The 16,009-nt window shown below is 36.7% G+C and carries 8 protein-coding genes; 2 read left to right on the forward strand and 6 right to left on the reverse strand.

The window, feature by feature from the left end; all coding sequences use genetic code 11:
* Positions 1 to 11: 11 nt before the first annotated feature.
* Both EO111_RS04080 and EO111_RS04085 read right to left on the reverse strand, forming a co-directional pair.
* Complete coding sequence (locus EO111_RS04080) at positions 12 to 5,222, reverse strand: TonB-dependent siderophore receptor (protein WP_127010804.1); 5,211 nt, start codon at positions 5,220 to 5,222, stop codon at positions 12 to 14.
* A 423-nt stretch (positions 5,223 to 5,645) separates the two neighbouring features.
* A complete protein-coding gene (locus EO111_RS04085) occupies positions 5,646 to 10,784 on the reverse strand; it encodes a TonB-dependent receptor domain-containing protein (RefSeq protein WP_240642240.1) in 5,139 nt (1,712 codons plus the stop codon).
* Positions 10,785 to 11,126: 342 nt separating this feature from the next.
* On the opposite strand from EO111_RS04085, the gene EO111_RS04090 reads away from it, so the two are divergent.
* Positions 11,127 to 12,098 carry a sirohydrochlorin cobaltochelatase gene (locus EO111_RS04090; protein ID WP_371413123.1) on the forward strand — a complete coding sequence of 324 codons (972 nt, stop codon included), beginning with the start codon at positions 11,127 to 11,129 and terminating at the stop codon, positions 12,096 to 12,098.
* A 74-nt stretch (positions 12,099 to 12,172) separates the two neighbouring features.
* Positions 12,173 to 13,117 (forward strand): ABC transporter substrate-binding protein, encoded by a 945-nt coding sequence (locus EO111_RS04095; RefSeq protein ID WP_127010806.1) that lies wholly within the window; start codon positions 12,173 to 12,175, stop codon positions 13,115 to 13,117.
* 370 nt (positions 13,118 to 13,487) lie between these two features.
* Here the strand turns inward: EO111_RS04095 and EO111_RS08385 are convergent, their stop codons facing one another.
* From EO111_RS08385 to EO111_RS04110, 4 genes are all read right to left on the reverse strand, one after another.
* Positions 13,488 to 13,757 (reverse strand): hypothetical protein, encoded by a 270-nt coding sequence (locus EO111_RS08385; protein WP_240642242.1) that lies wholly within the window; start codon positions 13,755 to 13,757, stop codon positions 13,488 to 13,490.
* A gap of 137 nt (positions 13,758 to 13,894) precedes the next feature.
* Entirely contained in the window at positions 13,895 to 13,984 is a 90-nt protein-coding gene (locus EO111_RS08390) for a hypothetical protein (RefSeq protein WP_371413124.1), read from the reverse strand.
* A 286-nt stretch (positions 13,985 to 14,270) separates the two neighbouring features.
* Positions 14,271 to 15,044 (reverse strand): ABC transporter ATP-binding protein, encoded by a 774-nt coding sequence (locus EO111_RS04105; protein ID WP_127010807.1) that lies wholly within the window; start codon positions 15,042 to 15,044, stop codon positions 14,271 to 14,273.
* Positions 15,044 to 16,006, reverse strand: a complete 963-nt coding sequence (locus EO111_RS04110; RefSeq protein WP_371413125.1) for a FecCD family ABC transporter permease — start codon at positions 16,004 to 16,006, stop codon at positions 15,044 to 15,046. The genes EO111_RS04105 and EO111_RS04110 overlap by 1 nt, the downstream gene beginning before the upstream one ends.
* Positions 16,007 to 16,009 lie beyond the last annotated feature (3 nt).

Raw genomic sequence — 16,009 nt, forward strand, 5'->3', positions numbered from 1 at the left:
ATTCCTTTATATTAGAATTTGTATGTACCTTGGATACGAGTGTAGTTACCTAATTTAAAGTTTTCTCCACCGTATAAAGTATCACGTTGTCCAATACCTTTTGCATCGAATGTATAGAATGCCTCAACTAAGAAGTCTTTACGAGGAACATAGCCACCACCCAATGTAAAGCTACGGATACCATCTAAGTAACGATCTGGCACAGCACCTGTACCATTGCCACCGAAGAAGGAACCATGAGCAAAGTATTTGTAATCCATAAATGCATTCCAGCTACCAGGTCTTGTGTAATCAGACTGTCCAAGATCAAGACGAGCTGTCCAGAAGTGTGGCGTACCACCCATAGAGTGACCTTTTACCGTAAAGTCAGCAGTACCACGAATATGATCAAAATTAGTATGACCATTCATGTAACGACCAAAATCGCTGCGGTTGAAACCATAATCTAAGGAGATAAGAGCATTATGACCTAATTGATATTGTGCACCAATAGCAAAGATATTAGCCAATCGTTTTGATGTATATGTATCATTAGTAAAGTCTGGAACTTCAGATGTTACATCACCGTAAATTGGCTCTGCATACCAACCAGTCGTGTAACCAGTAATTCCAGTATGCGTTTCCATCTTAGTTTTTGCATGACCGGCTTGCATTGTGTGTTCATTATTGTTCAAGGAACGTAAGAACCATGCTTGAATACCTAATCGTGGATTGATTTGCGTTTTATATTGAGCAAATAATGCCTTATCGATGGCTGGTATTACATCTCGTTCCAATTTCAAACCAGTTACTTTTATTGGTTTGCCCACTACTTTTTCTAAGGCAGCACGAGGTAATGTATTACCTTGTTCAGAATCTTTAACTGCAGATAGCAATTCTTTTAAGTATTCTTTCGCGATAGCTGGTAATGTAGTATCACCATATTCACTCTTATCGGATTTAAAGTTACCACCTTTTAATTCTTCTACTACATTATAGTCAAGAATTTTATCACCTTTAGGCCACTCAGATTCGCCTTTTTTGAACACTTTTACTACACGTTTAAATTTGTAATCTTTCACTGGATTAGAGTATTTGGCAGCTTCTGGTTTCCATGAGTAAATCTTCTTGTAATACCCATTTTCCATACTAAAAATATCCATATTTTTCATAGCAGAGTTGTTATTATCTCTGTCATATACATAGATTTCATTCCAGTTAGTTTTAGCTAATAATTCAGCTGCTGCTAAATAGCCTTCTTCTAACTGTGCTTTATGTGCATCAATATAGTCTGGTGTTAAAATCGTCGGATCTGCCAATGGAGATGCCATTTTTTTATTTAACGCTTCTTTTTCTACCACTTTTAAATCATATAAGACTTTATTTTTTTCTTCTTTGAATTTTTTAGCATCATCAGAGTCTGTGGCACGAATTTTATCTTCACTATACGTAATATTAGGAGTATAATTGTTCATATTTACTTCTAATAAAGCTGTATTATGATTAGCGTCTTCTACTTCATATAAAACTTTCATGGTTTCAGGATCTTTTTCCATTCTGTAACCCATGGATTTACCTTTTAAAAGTTCTGGATACGCTTGGTTTAGAATCTTAGCCATACGTTGGATAATTTCAACTTTTTTTGCATCTTTTTCTGCATCCGTTGCATTCGGCATAGATGCATCTACATTTGCCAATTGTTCTACAAAATATAGATTTTCATTTTTACCTTTAAACTCTTTGAGGTATGTGTCCATTGGCGATCCTTCACCAGGTACTTTTTTACCATCTACTTCAGGTACAATACCCCATTTATCGGCTAACATTGCTTTATCATTGTCATATGCATATAAATGATTTAATCCGATAAACTCTTCTAATGTTGGAGCTCTAAAATATGTAGAGTATGTACTATGGTTATAAGCGGAGTCTGTAATACCTGTACTTGCTTTAAAGGAACCAATACCTGTGCGGAATTGACTTCTTTGGTCCGTCCATACAGCACGAACTCCATCAAATGTTTTATTAAACCAGTATCCAGTAGCACCCATGGATTCAGATAAGCGACCAACAGAGAAATCCCAATGTCCACCAGAATGTGTAACATCTAAGTTTTCTAATCGTTGTTTATTTAATCCTTTAGAATTAATTGTCGTGTTAGCTGTATCAATGGAATGAGTTCCACTAGCACTAGCAAGAATTTTTACATTTGTATTGTCATTAATTCTTGCATCTACACCAAAACGGATACGTTGTTCTAATCCATGTTCTTTTTGATCTTTTAGATTATACTCTGCATTACCTACATAGGATGTGCTTGTGTACAAGGATTGTGGACGTTCAGAACCTCCGTGCGCCATTAAACGTGTACGATAATCACCGATAAATTCAGTACCTTTTTCTTTTTTAGCATCAAATGGTCTTTCTAAGAATTGATGCTCACGTCCCATATCATCGCCATTCACAGTAGTTATAGCTTTATCTACATGAACTTTTGTAATAGGAGTTGTACCATTTATACCATTTGTTGATCTAGGATTTTGCATCTTCGCATCTTGAGCTTTACTATCTCCACCTGCGCCGAATTTAAGATTTACACCAAAACGATATACGCGAGATTGTGTTGCTCTATCATCATCGCGATGATCAAAGATATTATTAACCCCAAAATACACTAAGGAATCATTACCAAACTTACGTTGTACCATGGCATTCCATGTACCGAATGATTTTTCTTCGTACTCATTAGATACATTATAGATGGCACTATCGGAATCAATACCACTAATCCAGTAGTTGGAACGATTTTTTTGTGTATTACTATCAAGCATTTTATGATAATAGTCTGCCCACAGTTGTGCATTCCACTTCTTAGTTTCATAAGTAATACCGAAATCGATTTTGTTAGTTGGACGGTCTAATAAATGGGCTGGCATTGTAGGATCAGATTGATTCAACGCTTGCAAACGAGTCCAGCCAAAACGTGTACTCCATTTAGAACCAAATTTATGTTTCCATTCTAACTGCACACCGGTAATTTTTGCTTTACCAATATTTTTAAAACTATAAATTAAATCTGGTGCTTGCATCCATTTATCTTGTTTTGATAACTGTGGTGCCCAGTCTTGTAATTCTCCTGTAAAGTATACGGACATATAGTTACGAATACGGTTTTGGAATACACCTAAACGAGCGTAATCATTTTTACCTTCCCCTTCAAAACTAATGTCGATATTTTTAGATGTTTCAGGTTTTAGGTTTGGATTACCTGCCCAATACCATCCCATTTTAGCTACACCTTGTGCTACTGGATTAGATGCGAACATTTGCCAGTTATACCATAATTCACCCATGCCAGGTTCAGAATAACCAGTACCAATATTCGCTTTCAAACGACGATGAGCGTTGGAGTTTACATTATAGGTAGCACCAAAATTCCAAGATACATGAGAACCAAATAAACTACTCTTATCGATACGAAGCGTTGGTTGAACTAATAAATCTTTGTTCACTTGCCATGCATCAGATAAGTAGTAATTACTTTTTTTAATACTACCTTCGCCTTCAGTAATACGTTGTTCACGCTCACGGTATTTTTCTAGGAATTTGACACCTTTATATTTTGGGGCTTTCGCACGTTCTGCTGGATCTAAGGATTCTCCTTGTGTAAAATATTTAACATATACAGAAGATGCATTCAAGTTATTTTCTTTTTTGAGAGCATCATTGAATTCGACAATTTTCTTCCTATGAGCATCATCTACACCAAAGTCGGATAAATTATTATAATAAGAAGATGGATCTGTAGATCCATTACCATCTAATTTGTGCTCCCGCAAATATTCATAGGTAATCGGTGGAATATCGCTTTCTTTTTCTGCGCCATAGTATTCATAATCTTTATCCCAAATTGGTAAACCATCTTTACTTGGTTTAAATTTGTAATCATGAATATGAGAATAAATACGTAAGCTATTGTCACCAGGTCGACGTTCTAAACGATCCACGCCTGCTACTAATAAATTTTTATCATAGTCCCATGGATCAATATAGCGAGTTTTTACATTAGGCGAACTTTTTAGTCGACTACCAGAACCTGTTTCTTTAGTTTGCGCAATACCCCAGCTCAATGTATGTTTTTCACCAATCGCGGAGTTTGCATTAAAACGGATATCTGTTTGACGATGGTCTACATCATCAATATAACGTAATTCATTTTTACCTTCATATTGGGAACGACCAACATAGTTAATTAAAGAAACATCATTTTCATTGATACGAGAGTGATTTAATTCTAATTTCCAATCGCTGGCACCACCACGACCATTCCAGATCATGTTTAAGGTATTACGGTTACTATCACGTTTAAAATGACGTTGAGGCTCCATTGGTGATGTACTATTTTTAACATCCCGTTGTAATTCTTCTGTATAACGATCTAAACGTACCTGAATATTATGATCTTTATTGATATCATAAATACCATTAAAGCCAATATCAGAAGTATCACCGTAGAAACGAAGTGCATTAGGTTTGAAGTCCCCTTCTAGTTTATCACCAGTATCTCTTCTTTCTTTTGTAGCATATACTGGTAAAATATCACGTTTACTACCAGAGATAGCTACACGAACTTTACCCATTTGTCCAGAATCGGCACGCAAGAAGAAATTAGTATTACCATAGCCAGTTTCTCCACCTTTTGCACGAGATCCTTCACCATTGATTTGGATTGTTGGTTTTTTAGCCGCTTTTTTAGTGATGATATTAACAACACCACCAATGGCATCAGATCCATATTTAGCGCTGGCAGAACCTTGTACGATTTCAATACGTTCTACGTTCTCTGTGCCTAAGCGCATAACTTCATCAGCTGCACCACTGAACTTAGCCAAGTCACCTAATACAGCTTGACCGTCTACTAAAATCAAAGTATGACGGGCTTCTGCACCACGAATGGATACACCCACACGACCCATAGAATCTACAGTACGTGATACACCGCTTTCAGTGAAAATGATATCTTCTACTGATTTAGCTTGTTTTTGTTCAATATCCTTTTTAGTAATAATGCTCACTTGTTGTGAGTTATATTTAGCCTCTTCATGAGCTCTATCAGCTGTAACATATACAGACCCCTCAGCTTGTACTGAGTTGGAATACATTAAACCTGGTAGCGCTATCCATGTAGCAATCGCACATGATAGCATGAAGTATTTTTGTTGCTTACTACGATTTGTCGTCATTCCAATCTACTCCTACATACAAAAAAATTAACACAATTAATAACACAAATGACAAAAAATATCATTTTGCTTTTATTTTATACTAATTTATCTATCAAATCCACTCCGAAACGTTTTCAATTAGCCCATTTAGTTATATTTTTTGTAAATATTTCTCATTTTTATAATGTACTACGCATATAAATTAGGTTTATTAGCATATATTTCTATCGCTCAACAAAGGGTACATATAAGTCTACCTATATACGTATAACCATTACATACTCTTTTAAGTCGATCCATTAAAGAGTATTATAATCTTTCCTATTTTAAAATCACATGAGTGTCAATACATAAAATGCCTAATGAGTACTAGATACGCACTCATTAGGCATCAAAAATAATCTTTTACATTACATCATGGATGTATGGAATAAGATAGTATTAGAATTTATATGTTCCTTGAATTCTTGTATAATTTCCTAGTTTAAAGTTTTCTCCACCATACAATGTATCACGTTGTCCAGTCGCTTTTGCATCAAATGTGTAGAACGCTTCTAATAAGAAATCCTTACGAGGCACGTAACCGCCACCTACGGTAAAGCTACTAATGCCGTCTAGGTAACGATCTGGCACAGAACCACTGCCATTACCACCAAAGAAGGAACCATGATCAAATCGTTTATAATCTATAAAACCATTCCAGCTACCTGCACGTTTATAATCGGATTGACCAATATCAAAACGTACTACCCAGAAGCTTGGATTTCCACCCATTGTACGACCAGTTGGTGTAAAGTTAATACTACCTGGAACATAGTTATACACGGTGCGTCCATTCATAAATCGACCAAAGTCAGTTCTGTTTTGACCGTAGTCAAAGGATACAGATGCATTACCTGTACTATATTTTGCCCCAATACCTACTACATTAGCCACACCTTTGAAAGTTGTACTTGATGTACCTAAGCCACTAGCAAATTGTACTGTGTTTGTATCATTGCCCATAGAACGCAAGTACCACGCAGTAAGGCCTAATTGTTTACCTACCATATGGCGTAATTGTACGTATCCTGCTCGTTTAATCGGTGGAATTACATCACGTTGTAGTACGATACCTTCCGCTGGAATAATAGCACCTGTATATGGAATAAATGCTTCTCGTGGTAATTTACTATGACCATCTGTAGCCTCTAAAGCACTTACTATTTCATTGAAATACTGTGCTACAAGGTATGGATACATGCCTGATTGATACGTTTTCGAGATCGTAGATTCACCTGGTGTGCCTACATTTAAATAGTTCATTTCGTATAATGCATCACCAGCTTTAGCTAAATCTTCATCTTTAAAGGTAATATCTTTCACTGTACCATGTTCACCTACCGAGTTTTTAGCTATTTCCATTGCTCGTTCTTTGTAGGCCTTAATGATTTCTTCTTTATTGGATTCAAACCATTTTTTGAGATATTCTTTTCTATCTTTACCCATTACAGCCGAATCAGAAATTTTCAATTTAAATAGTGGATTATCTAGGTTTGCACCGCTTGGGTTGGCCTTAGGTTTTGTATAAAATGTGTTAGAATCCACTGGATCTTCATAATCTGCATCCTCATCTTCGTCATGATGAATGGATGTACCAGTATATCTAAATTCAATATCCGGCAACTTAATCGGAACCGTAATTTCTTCATCCGCCTTTTTAGCTACATTATATTTCTTAAAGCCTTTATCATGTCCATATGCTTTTAAGACAATTTCTTGCATACGTGCTACTACATCATATTGGGCATCGATATTGGCATCTAGTTTAGCAGTTACTTCTTCAAGTTCTTTCGTTTTAGCTTCAATATCTTTACGATACTGCTCTTTCTTTTCAGGTGTGTCGGCAATGTATTCATTATCCATTTCATCCTTCAACGCAACAATATCGCTAGCAAATGTTTCTTTTTTCTCACTTAAGGATTTGTAATCTCCTTGTAAGGCTTTTAACTGTTGATAGAAATTAATCGTATTCGGCGCATCTTTCACAACTTTTTCAATTTTTGCACCACCTACTAATTTTTTCTCTTCTTCAGAAAGACCCGTGTAATCAAAAGTTGTTCCTACGAATTCATCAACAGTTGGAGGACGTTTGAATTTAGTAAAAATTGCATGGGTGTATGCAGAATCTTCAATACCTGTACTATGACGGAAATCACCATAACCAATACGCACTTGATCTTTATCGCTAGTCCAAACACTGCGTAGTCCATCAAATTCCTTATTAAACCAATAGCCGGTCATACCAAATTTCTCAGTCAATCGACCGACACTGAAATCCCATTTAGCATGATGGTTTGTGACATCTATTGTTTCTAAACGGCTATGAGAAAGTCCTTTAGACCCTGTTGTGACATGCGATGCATCGACGCCTTCTTGACCTTGTGCTGTAGCTACTACTTTTACATTCGTATGATCGCCCACACGAGCATCAACACCTAAGCGTAAGTGACTATGGAAGCCATGTTCATTTTTATCTTGTAAGTTTTTCAATGCTCCATCACTAATTGAACTTACTGCTGTCACACGGTTTGCTGGTCTATCACTGCCTAAGTGACTGTCACCACCAAAGCGGATATCTCCCACTACAGTAGCCCCTTTTTCTCGATTTTGGTCAAATTGAGATTCTAATACTGACGGCGTTAGAGCTTCTTGAGCTTTAGATACACCATGTTCTGTGATTGGAGTTGTTCCATTCATTGCTACAGCCTTCGCATCAGTATGTTTAGAAGTACTAGAACCATCGGAACCAAATTTTAAGTTCATACCAAATCGGAACTGACGTCCTTGTAGAGCACGATCATCATCACGATGGTTGAATAGGTTGTTCATGCCAAAGTAAACAAGGGAATCTTTATCGATTTTTTTCTGTACAATCATATTCCAAATACCATAGGTTTTCTTCTTGTACATATCCGCTGTTTTTTTCGTATTGAACTCGTAGGTGATAATAGACTTATCGTTATTTTCTGGATTTACTTGTGATGTAATATAGTTACCACCGCCAGCAACAGAGTTACTATCTAACATACCATAATAGTAATCAGTCCAAATATTGCCACTCCAGCCACTTACTTTATCTTCTAACTCCAATCCTAAATCGAGTTTATGCATTGGTTTGTCCAACAATCGTTTTGGCATATCTGGATTCGTTTTATTCACTGCATCTAAATATGTATAACCTACTTTCAATTTCGCATGGTCATTCAACCGTTGTTTCACTTCTAGTTCAATACCATTGACACGAGCTTTTCCGATATTGCGGAATGTATAAAGCATATCTGGTGCATGCGCATATTTTGTAGCTCCGAAATAAGTGCTTTCATCAAGATATGGATAGAAATCCATTAAATGTCCAGTATTAGCAATGGTCATATAGTTGCGAATTTGATTGCGGAAAGCCGTCAATTTCATATAGGTATTTTTATTTTCTCCTTCAAAGGAAATATCTATATTTTTCGACTTTTCAGGTTTTAATGTTGGGTTGCCAATCCAATACCAACCTAAACGAGCACGTCCACCAGACAATGGAGCCACATTCGTTACCGTAGGTCCAAACATTTCCCAGTTATAGTATAATTCACCCATACCTGGCTCTGTATAACTAGTACCAACATTGGCTTTCAACCGACGATGTGCATTCCCATTGACATTGTGTGTAACACCCATATTGAAAGTCATATGAGACCCAAATAAATCACTATGATCTAAACGTACAATTGGTTGTAACAAAGTATCTTTGTTGATTTGCCATGTGTCTTGCAAGAAGAAGTGCTGTTTCCGTAATCTTGCACTACCCATGGTTTGTTGGTTAATGCGTTTATTGTATTCATCTTTGAAATGACCGCCATTAAATTGAGGTCGTACAATTTTGAAAGACGGATCTTCCATGTAATAGAATAAAGCTAAATAATCTTTATTTATTACAGGTGGTTTGACCCCATCAATGGTTTCAGTACCTTGATGACCTGGTCCATATTTAGCAATCAGTTCTTTATTGTACGGAATTTCATTTAATTTATCATTAAATGCCTTGAATCGTTTCAATGCTTCTGGGTTACGGGATTCCATATTGTTTGGTGTATATCCAGAGTTATACACAAGTCCATGGAATGCAGCTGGATCTAATCCTGCTTCTGGGTCAAGATAGTTTTTGAAATCTTCATAGGTAAATTCTGGTATACTTGTTTTATCTGTATGATCATAACCATACCACTCTTTTTCTTTATCCCAACGTAATACGCCTTCTTCATTTTCTTTGAAAGAATGACGATAGATTGTACTCTCTGGTTTACCATGTTTTACAGCTAAACTTTTATCATAGTCCCATGGATCAATGTTTCTAACCCATGTATGAGGTGCACTTTTTAGACGGCTACCTTCGCCACTTTCAGTAGTATATCCAAAACCATAAGAAAGCAAGTGATTATCGTTGGCTTGAGTGTCTCCAGTGATATTAAAGCTCCATTGTTTATGGTCCACATTGTCCACATAGTTCAATGTGTTTTTACCTTCATAATTACTACGACCATACTCACTTGTTAAGGTTACATCATCTTCTTTTGTACGAGTATAGTTTAATTCAACCTTCCAATTGCTTTTTTCATCTTGTCCTGCATAGGAAAGGTTACTTTTATTTCTATCTAAATCACGTTTGTAATGAACTTGTGGTTCATCTTCGGAGTTTGTACGTTTTACAAAACGTTCTAAATCTTCGTTATAACGGTCTGTTGTAAAGGTAAACGAATTATTTTGATTCACATCATAAATTGCAGACAATCCTAAATTGGAGTTTGTCCCATAATATCTTAGGGAGTTTTTAGGAAACTGTTCATTGACAGTAGAATTTCCAAATGGAACTTCTTTTCTTTCCCTCGCAGCATATACAGGAACGATATCACGTTTACTACCATGAATATTGACACGTAATTTACCTTGTTGACCAGAGTCAGCACGCATAAAGAAGTTACTATATGGGAACAAACCTTGATCGCCACGGGAACGAATGCTTTCACCATTGATACGGATATTTGCATTTTTATTTGGTTTATTCGTAATTACATTGATAACACCACCAATAGCATCGGATCCATATTTTGCACTCGCAGCGCCTTGGATAATTTCTATACGTTCTACATTTTCTGTACCTAGTCGTTGTAATTCATCACCTTGACCTTGGTATTTTGCAAATTCACCCATCACTGGCTGCCCATCTACAAGAATTAATGTATGACGAGGTTCAGCACCACGAATCGATACACCGACACGACCCATGCTGTCCACTGTACGACTCACACCAGCTTGTGTAAATACAATATCTTCCACAGATTTAGCCTGTTTTTGTTCAATATCTTTTTTAGTAATGATTTGCACTTGTTGAGAGTTATATTTTGCTTCTTCTTGTGCACGGTCTGCTGTAACAAACACAGATCCTTCTGCCTGTACAGGTGCTAATCCACCAAGTAGATACCAAGAACAAGCCATCCAACTCATGACTGCACCAGTAAGTAAACGTTTCTGATACGGCTTAGAATAATGCATAGCATTCCACCATCTTCCTATAAATACAAATAAATTTGATAATATTAATCATTTGTATTATAGACCTAATCAAATATCACATCTACTCCATATGGATTTCAAATGCTCCATTTGATTCACGAATTGTAAAATTATATTTATATTTTAGACGATGAGTTCATGATAATATACTTTAATTATATCTAACTTTCATGATTATATGTTTATATTTCATTGACACTTATCACAGCTAGGAATATAATAATAAATGAGTATGAATAGGGAAATAAAAATTCATGCTTTTGGGTATATTTCTAGTTTTAGGTAAGGAGAATTATTATGAAATTCTTTTCTAAAAGCGCCATGATTGCGGCATTAGCAGTAACTGCAGCTTTCGGCGTTTCTCAATCTACTGATGCGGCGTACATGTTAAACTCTGAAGTAAAAGATGCAACTCCAGCATTACAAGAAGCTGCTTCCATTGGTGTTCGTACATACGAAAATCCAATGATGAAAAACGCAATGAATAAAGATGCTATCGTAGTTATGTCCTTTGGCACTACTTTCAAAGATACTCGTGCAAAAACAATTGATGCTACTATCAATGAAATCAAAGCACAACATCCAAATGTGAAAGTAGTCACTGCTTTCACATCCCATATTATTATTGATCGCATTAAAGCCCATGAAGGTATTACATACCCTACCCCAGAAGAAGCTTTAGACCAATTAAAAGCTGATGGATACACTCGTGTTGCTTTAACAACATTAAATATGATTCCAGGTATGGAATATAACTATGCTGGCGCTGTATTCAACCATCATAAACAAGATTTCAAAAAAATGACATTAGGTTTACCTTTAATGTACTGGATGGGCCAAGAAGAACAACGCGACGATATTGAACAAGCATTAAAAGCATACTCTTCCCAATTCCCTATGATCCAAACAAAAGATTCTGCTGTATTGATCATGGCTCATGGTACTCCGGATCCATCCAATGCATACTATGCAGTAATTCAAGATCGTATCGATTCCATGGGATTCCAAAATACATACCTTTACACAGTTGAAGGATGGCCAAACCTTGAAACAGTAATCCCTCAATTGAAAGAAAAAGGTATCAAACACGTTACATTAATGCCATTAATGATGGTGGCTGGTGACCATGCAAACAACGATATGGCTGGTGATGAACCTGATTCTCATAAAAATATCCTTATGAAAGAAGGATTCACTGTAGATACTTATATCCATGGTGCTGGTGAAAACCAACAAATCCGTGATATCTTTGCAGAACGTGCTTCCGAAGCATATGATGCATTAGTAAAATAATTTACCAACAATACTATAGTACTAAAAACATAAGGGGATACGTTTCGTATCCCCTTATTTGAAAGAAATAAACAATGAAAACATATTTAAAAATTTGTAGTGCTGTTCTACTCTCCACTTCTTTGTTACTAGGTGGATGTACAAAAACAGGCCCTACTACAACAGAAACAACTCGCACTGTCTCTTACCAAGATCAGTCCTATACAATACCTGCTAACCCATCCAAGGTAGTAGCTTTATCTAATTCGATTTCAAAAATGATCTACGCTGTTGGTGGCAAAGCCATCGCTCGTGTTGAAAGTAACGAAAAATTACCTAGTGAAATTGAATCATTACCAAGCATAGGCCATACAGCCAGTCCTAATATGGAACAATTAGTGGGTCTACATCCCGATTTAGTATTAGGATTACCTAGCCAGCATGAAAAATTCAAAGGGCAACTAGATAGCAATAACATTCCATCTATTTTGATTAACTATGATGGAATCAATGATAATATTCCATTATTAACATTATTGGGCAATATTTTCCATACAGAAGACAAGGCCAAATCTGTCATCGAAGATTACAATAAAAAAATCGATACTGTGAAAGCTGCTGTCCCTAAAGATAAACCTGTCAAAGTCGCTGTATTACGAGCTACCGGTAAGTCTGTAACAGCAGAAACTCCTCTAGCAATCACAGCGTCCATGGTTCGTGAATTAGGTATTACCAATGTAGTAGAACAACATCTAAAAGATAATGTGACTTCTAAAACAGTGCCTTATTCCTTAGAAACATTAACAGTAGATAACCCGGACATAATCCTTGTTGTTACCATGGGTAAAAAAGATGAAATCAATGCAACCTTTGCCAAAGAAATGACTAGCAATCCAGCTTGGAATCAATTACAAGCTGTAAAACATGACAAAGTTATCTTCTTACCATCCCAATGGTTCTTATTGAATCCTGGACTAGAAACACCAGAAGCTATGGCTGAATTAGTCAATATTATCTATGGTGTGAAAGTACAATTATAAACGATAAAATGCATGCTAACGTATATAGCAACCTATATACTGTATAGCATGCATTTTAATTTGCTATCTTGTTACTTTCATTCTCAACTGATTACAAATTGTAAGCAGTTCACTTACTTCTCGTTTTAATCTCTTCTGAATTTATTTCGTACCTATATGTTACTTCAAACTTCCTATTTCGTCTTCTACTTGCAATGTAAGATTATTTCTACTTTATAATCACGCTTTACAAACAATTGACTACTTACGTAGCACCAATCCAACCATATCCTTGCACTGCCATATCTACAAAGTGATTCATGAGCAATATTCCAAAGAACGAATCGATCCTAGAAGAAAATCTCTAATGCCTACCTCACAATATACATCTCTACTTCTTTGACTTATCTCCTAATCTTTTTATTCCTGTATTATTTAATTTTTCAAGTGATAACATTTGATTTCTTGCAAGCTTTCTTAGTTCTATCATTCTTTCTTTTTGTTCTAAACCTTTCTCAATGAGAATTGCATTGTAGCTTTCCATATTGGCTAAAACTAATAATTCATTTAAACTTGCATAATCTCTCATATTACCTTTTAAGTTTTTATTTTCATCTCGCCACTGTTTAGCCGTTTTATCAAATAAGGAAACATTTAACATATCTGCTTCACTTGCATATTTAAAACCTAACTGACTGTCCGTTAAATCATTTAGTAAATATGTTTGAATAGCATCAGTATGAATTTTATAGTTTATTTTTGATATTTCACGATGTAAATTCCAAGTGAGTGATAATTTTAAGTTTCATCTTCTTTTAGTCTTTGGTAATCTTTAATGATATAAAGTTCAAATTCAGCTGAGATCCAAGAAGCGAATTTAAAAGCAATATCTTTATGTGCGAACGTACCACCACCTCTACCAACTTTTACAAATAAGCCTTTGGCATTTGTAGTCGTTGCCCATTTCTGTGGAGATAATGTAAAGGCATTGCTACCTGCTTCTTTTAAAAACCCCTCGAATTCGAGGGGGTTAAATTATTGTATCATACAATTATTGATTTATATACTAATACCATCAGTACCTCTCCCAAGTCATAAAAAATCGGCATAGCCCATGGTTATGACTATGCCAATATAAAGAGTTATAGATCCCTTGTTAAGTTTTACTTATGTACTACAGTAACCCCTGTATCCGTATATAAGGAAACTCCCCTACTTCTACATCGGTTCTAACAGCAAATACTTTCTCTAGTAATTCTTCTGTCATCACATCTTTTGGTGAGCCATCGGCTAAGATCTGTCCTTGATAAAGCACACCGACCCGATGAGAATATTGTGCGGCCTGGTTCAATTCATGAAGAACCATGACAACTGTTAACCCTTCACGGCGATTTAAGTCCTGTAATAACTCCATAATCTCCAATTGGTGGTTAATATCTAAATACGTGGTAGGCTCATCCAAGATTAACACTTTTGGTTCTTGAGCTAATGCCATGGCAATCCATACACGTTGCCGTTCTCCACCAGACAAGGAAGATACTAGTTGATTCCGCAAATGACTCACTTGCGTGGCCTCTAAGGCAGCATCTACTACTTCTTTATCATGAGCTCCTTGTTGCTTCCACCAGGATTGGTAAGGGAATCGACCACAGTTGACGAGTTCTTCTACTAACATATCTTTTGGGATAGATGGTACTTGTGGTAAGAATGCCATATATCTAGCTAATTCTTTATTAGAATACTCCGTTGCCGCTTTCCCAGCAATTTGGATGGTTCCCGCACTTTTAATAGCACTAGTAATGGCATGTAATAAGGTACTTTTACCACAACCATTAGGACCGATTAAGGTAGCGATTTCCCCTTCATAGACCGTCCAATCAATGCTCTTTAAGACTTCTTTTTCACCGAAGGAGACACGACAATCTTTCACAGAAATTACTGGTTTCATTAGTCATCCCTCCTCAATAAATACAAGAAGAATGGAGCACCGAAGAAAGCCATAATGATGCCTACTGGAATCTCGATAGGACTAAATAATGTACGTCCCACTGTGTCGCTGATAACAAGCACAAAGGCTCCTAAGAAGGCAGATCCTGGCAATAAGAAGCGATAATCTGTGCCCAACATCATGCGCGCAATGTGTGGAATAATCAATCCTACGAAACCAATTAAACCTGCTACTGATACGGCACTGGCTGCTAATAATGCAGCCACAGCAGTCATCATAAACCGTGTTTTTTCAACGGCTAAGCCTAAACTTCGTGCTGTTTCATCACCTAAGCTGAGTATAGTCAATCGTTTTGCTCCTAAGAAGGCAAATAACAAGCCCCCTATGGTATAAGGAATTAAGACATACACTTGCGGCCAACTACGAGCGGCTAGACCGCCAACCATCCATAATAGAGCCCCTTGCACTCGATCCCCATAGAATACGAGAAGGGCAGATATCATGGACCCTAAGAATGCTGCTACGGCTACCCCAGCCAAGATAATACGACTTGGACGTATACCCTGTTTCCAGGCTAAGGCATACACAAGTATGGCCGCTGTCAAAGCGCCAATAAAGGCGATGAATGGCACTGCATATTCTAGGTAAGGAAATAAAATTAATACTATGACACCAGCTAATCCTGCGCCTGAGGAAACCCCTACGATTTGCGGATCTGCTAATGGATTTTTCATAACTGCTTGTAAGATAGCACCTGCTACAGCTAGATTCGAGCCTACTAGGGCCGCTACTATATTTCTTGGAAAGCGAATATTCCATATGACTAGTGAGTTCGTATCAGATAAGGTGGGAGACCACAATGTATGCCATATTTGAGCCAATGTAGTCTGGGCGGACCCAAATACTAATGATAAGATGAGGGCAGCAATCGCTGCTGCCCCAAACACTAGAACGAGAAACATACG

The organism is Veillonella sp. CHU594, from assembly GCF_003992265.1.
In the GTDB taxonomy this organism is placed as follows: domain Bacteria; phylum Bacillota; class Negativicutes; order Veillonellales; family Veillonellaceae; genus F0422.

Bases quoted from the DNA above. Each gene is read 5' to 3' on its own strand.
- EO111_RS04105 (WP_127010807.1), bottom strand. From the start codon at position 15,044: ATGAAACCAGTAATTTCTGTGAAAGATTGTCGTGTCTCCTTCGGTGAA.
- EO111_RS04110 (WP_371413125.1), bottom strand. From the start codon at position 16,006: ATGTTTCTCGTTCTAGTGTTTGGGGCAGCAGCGATTGCTGCCCTCATC.
- EO111_RS04085 (WP_240642240.1), bottom strand. From the start codon at position 10,784: ATGCATTATTCTAAGCCGTATCAGAAACGTTTACTTACTGGTGCAGTC.
- EO111_RS04080 (WP_127010804.1), bottom strand. From the start codon at position 5,222: ATGACGACAAATCGTAGTAAGCAACAAAAATACTTCATGCTATCATGT.
- EO111_RS04090 (WP_371413123.1), top strand. From the start codon at position 11,127: ATGATTGCGGCATTAGCAGTAACTGCAGCTTTCGGCGTTTCTCAATCT.
- EO111_RS04095 (WP_127010806.1), top strand. From the start codon at position 12,173: ATGAAAACATATTTAAAAATTTGTAGTGCTGTTCTACTCTCCACTTCT.
- EO111_RS08385 (WP_240642242.1), bottom strand. From the start codon at position 13,757: ATGTTAAATGTTTCCTTATTTGATAAAACGGCTAAACAGTGGCGAGAT.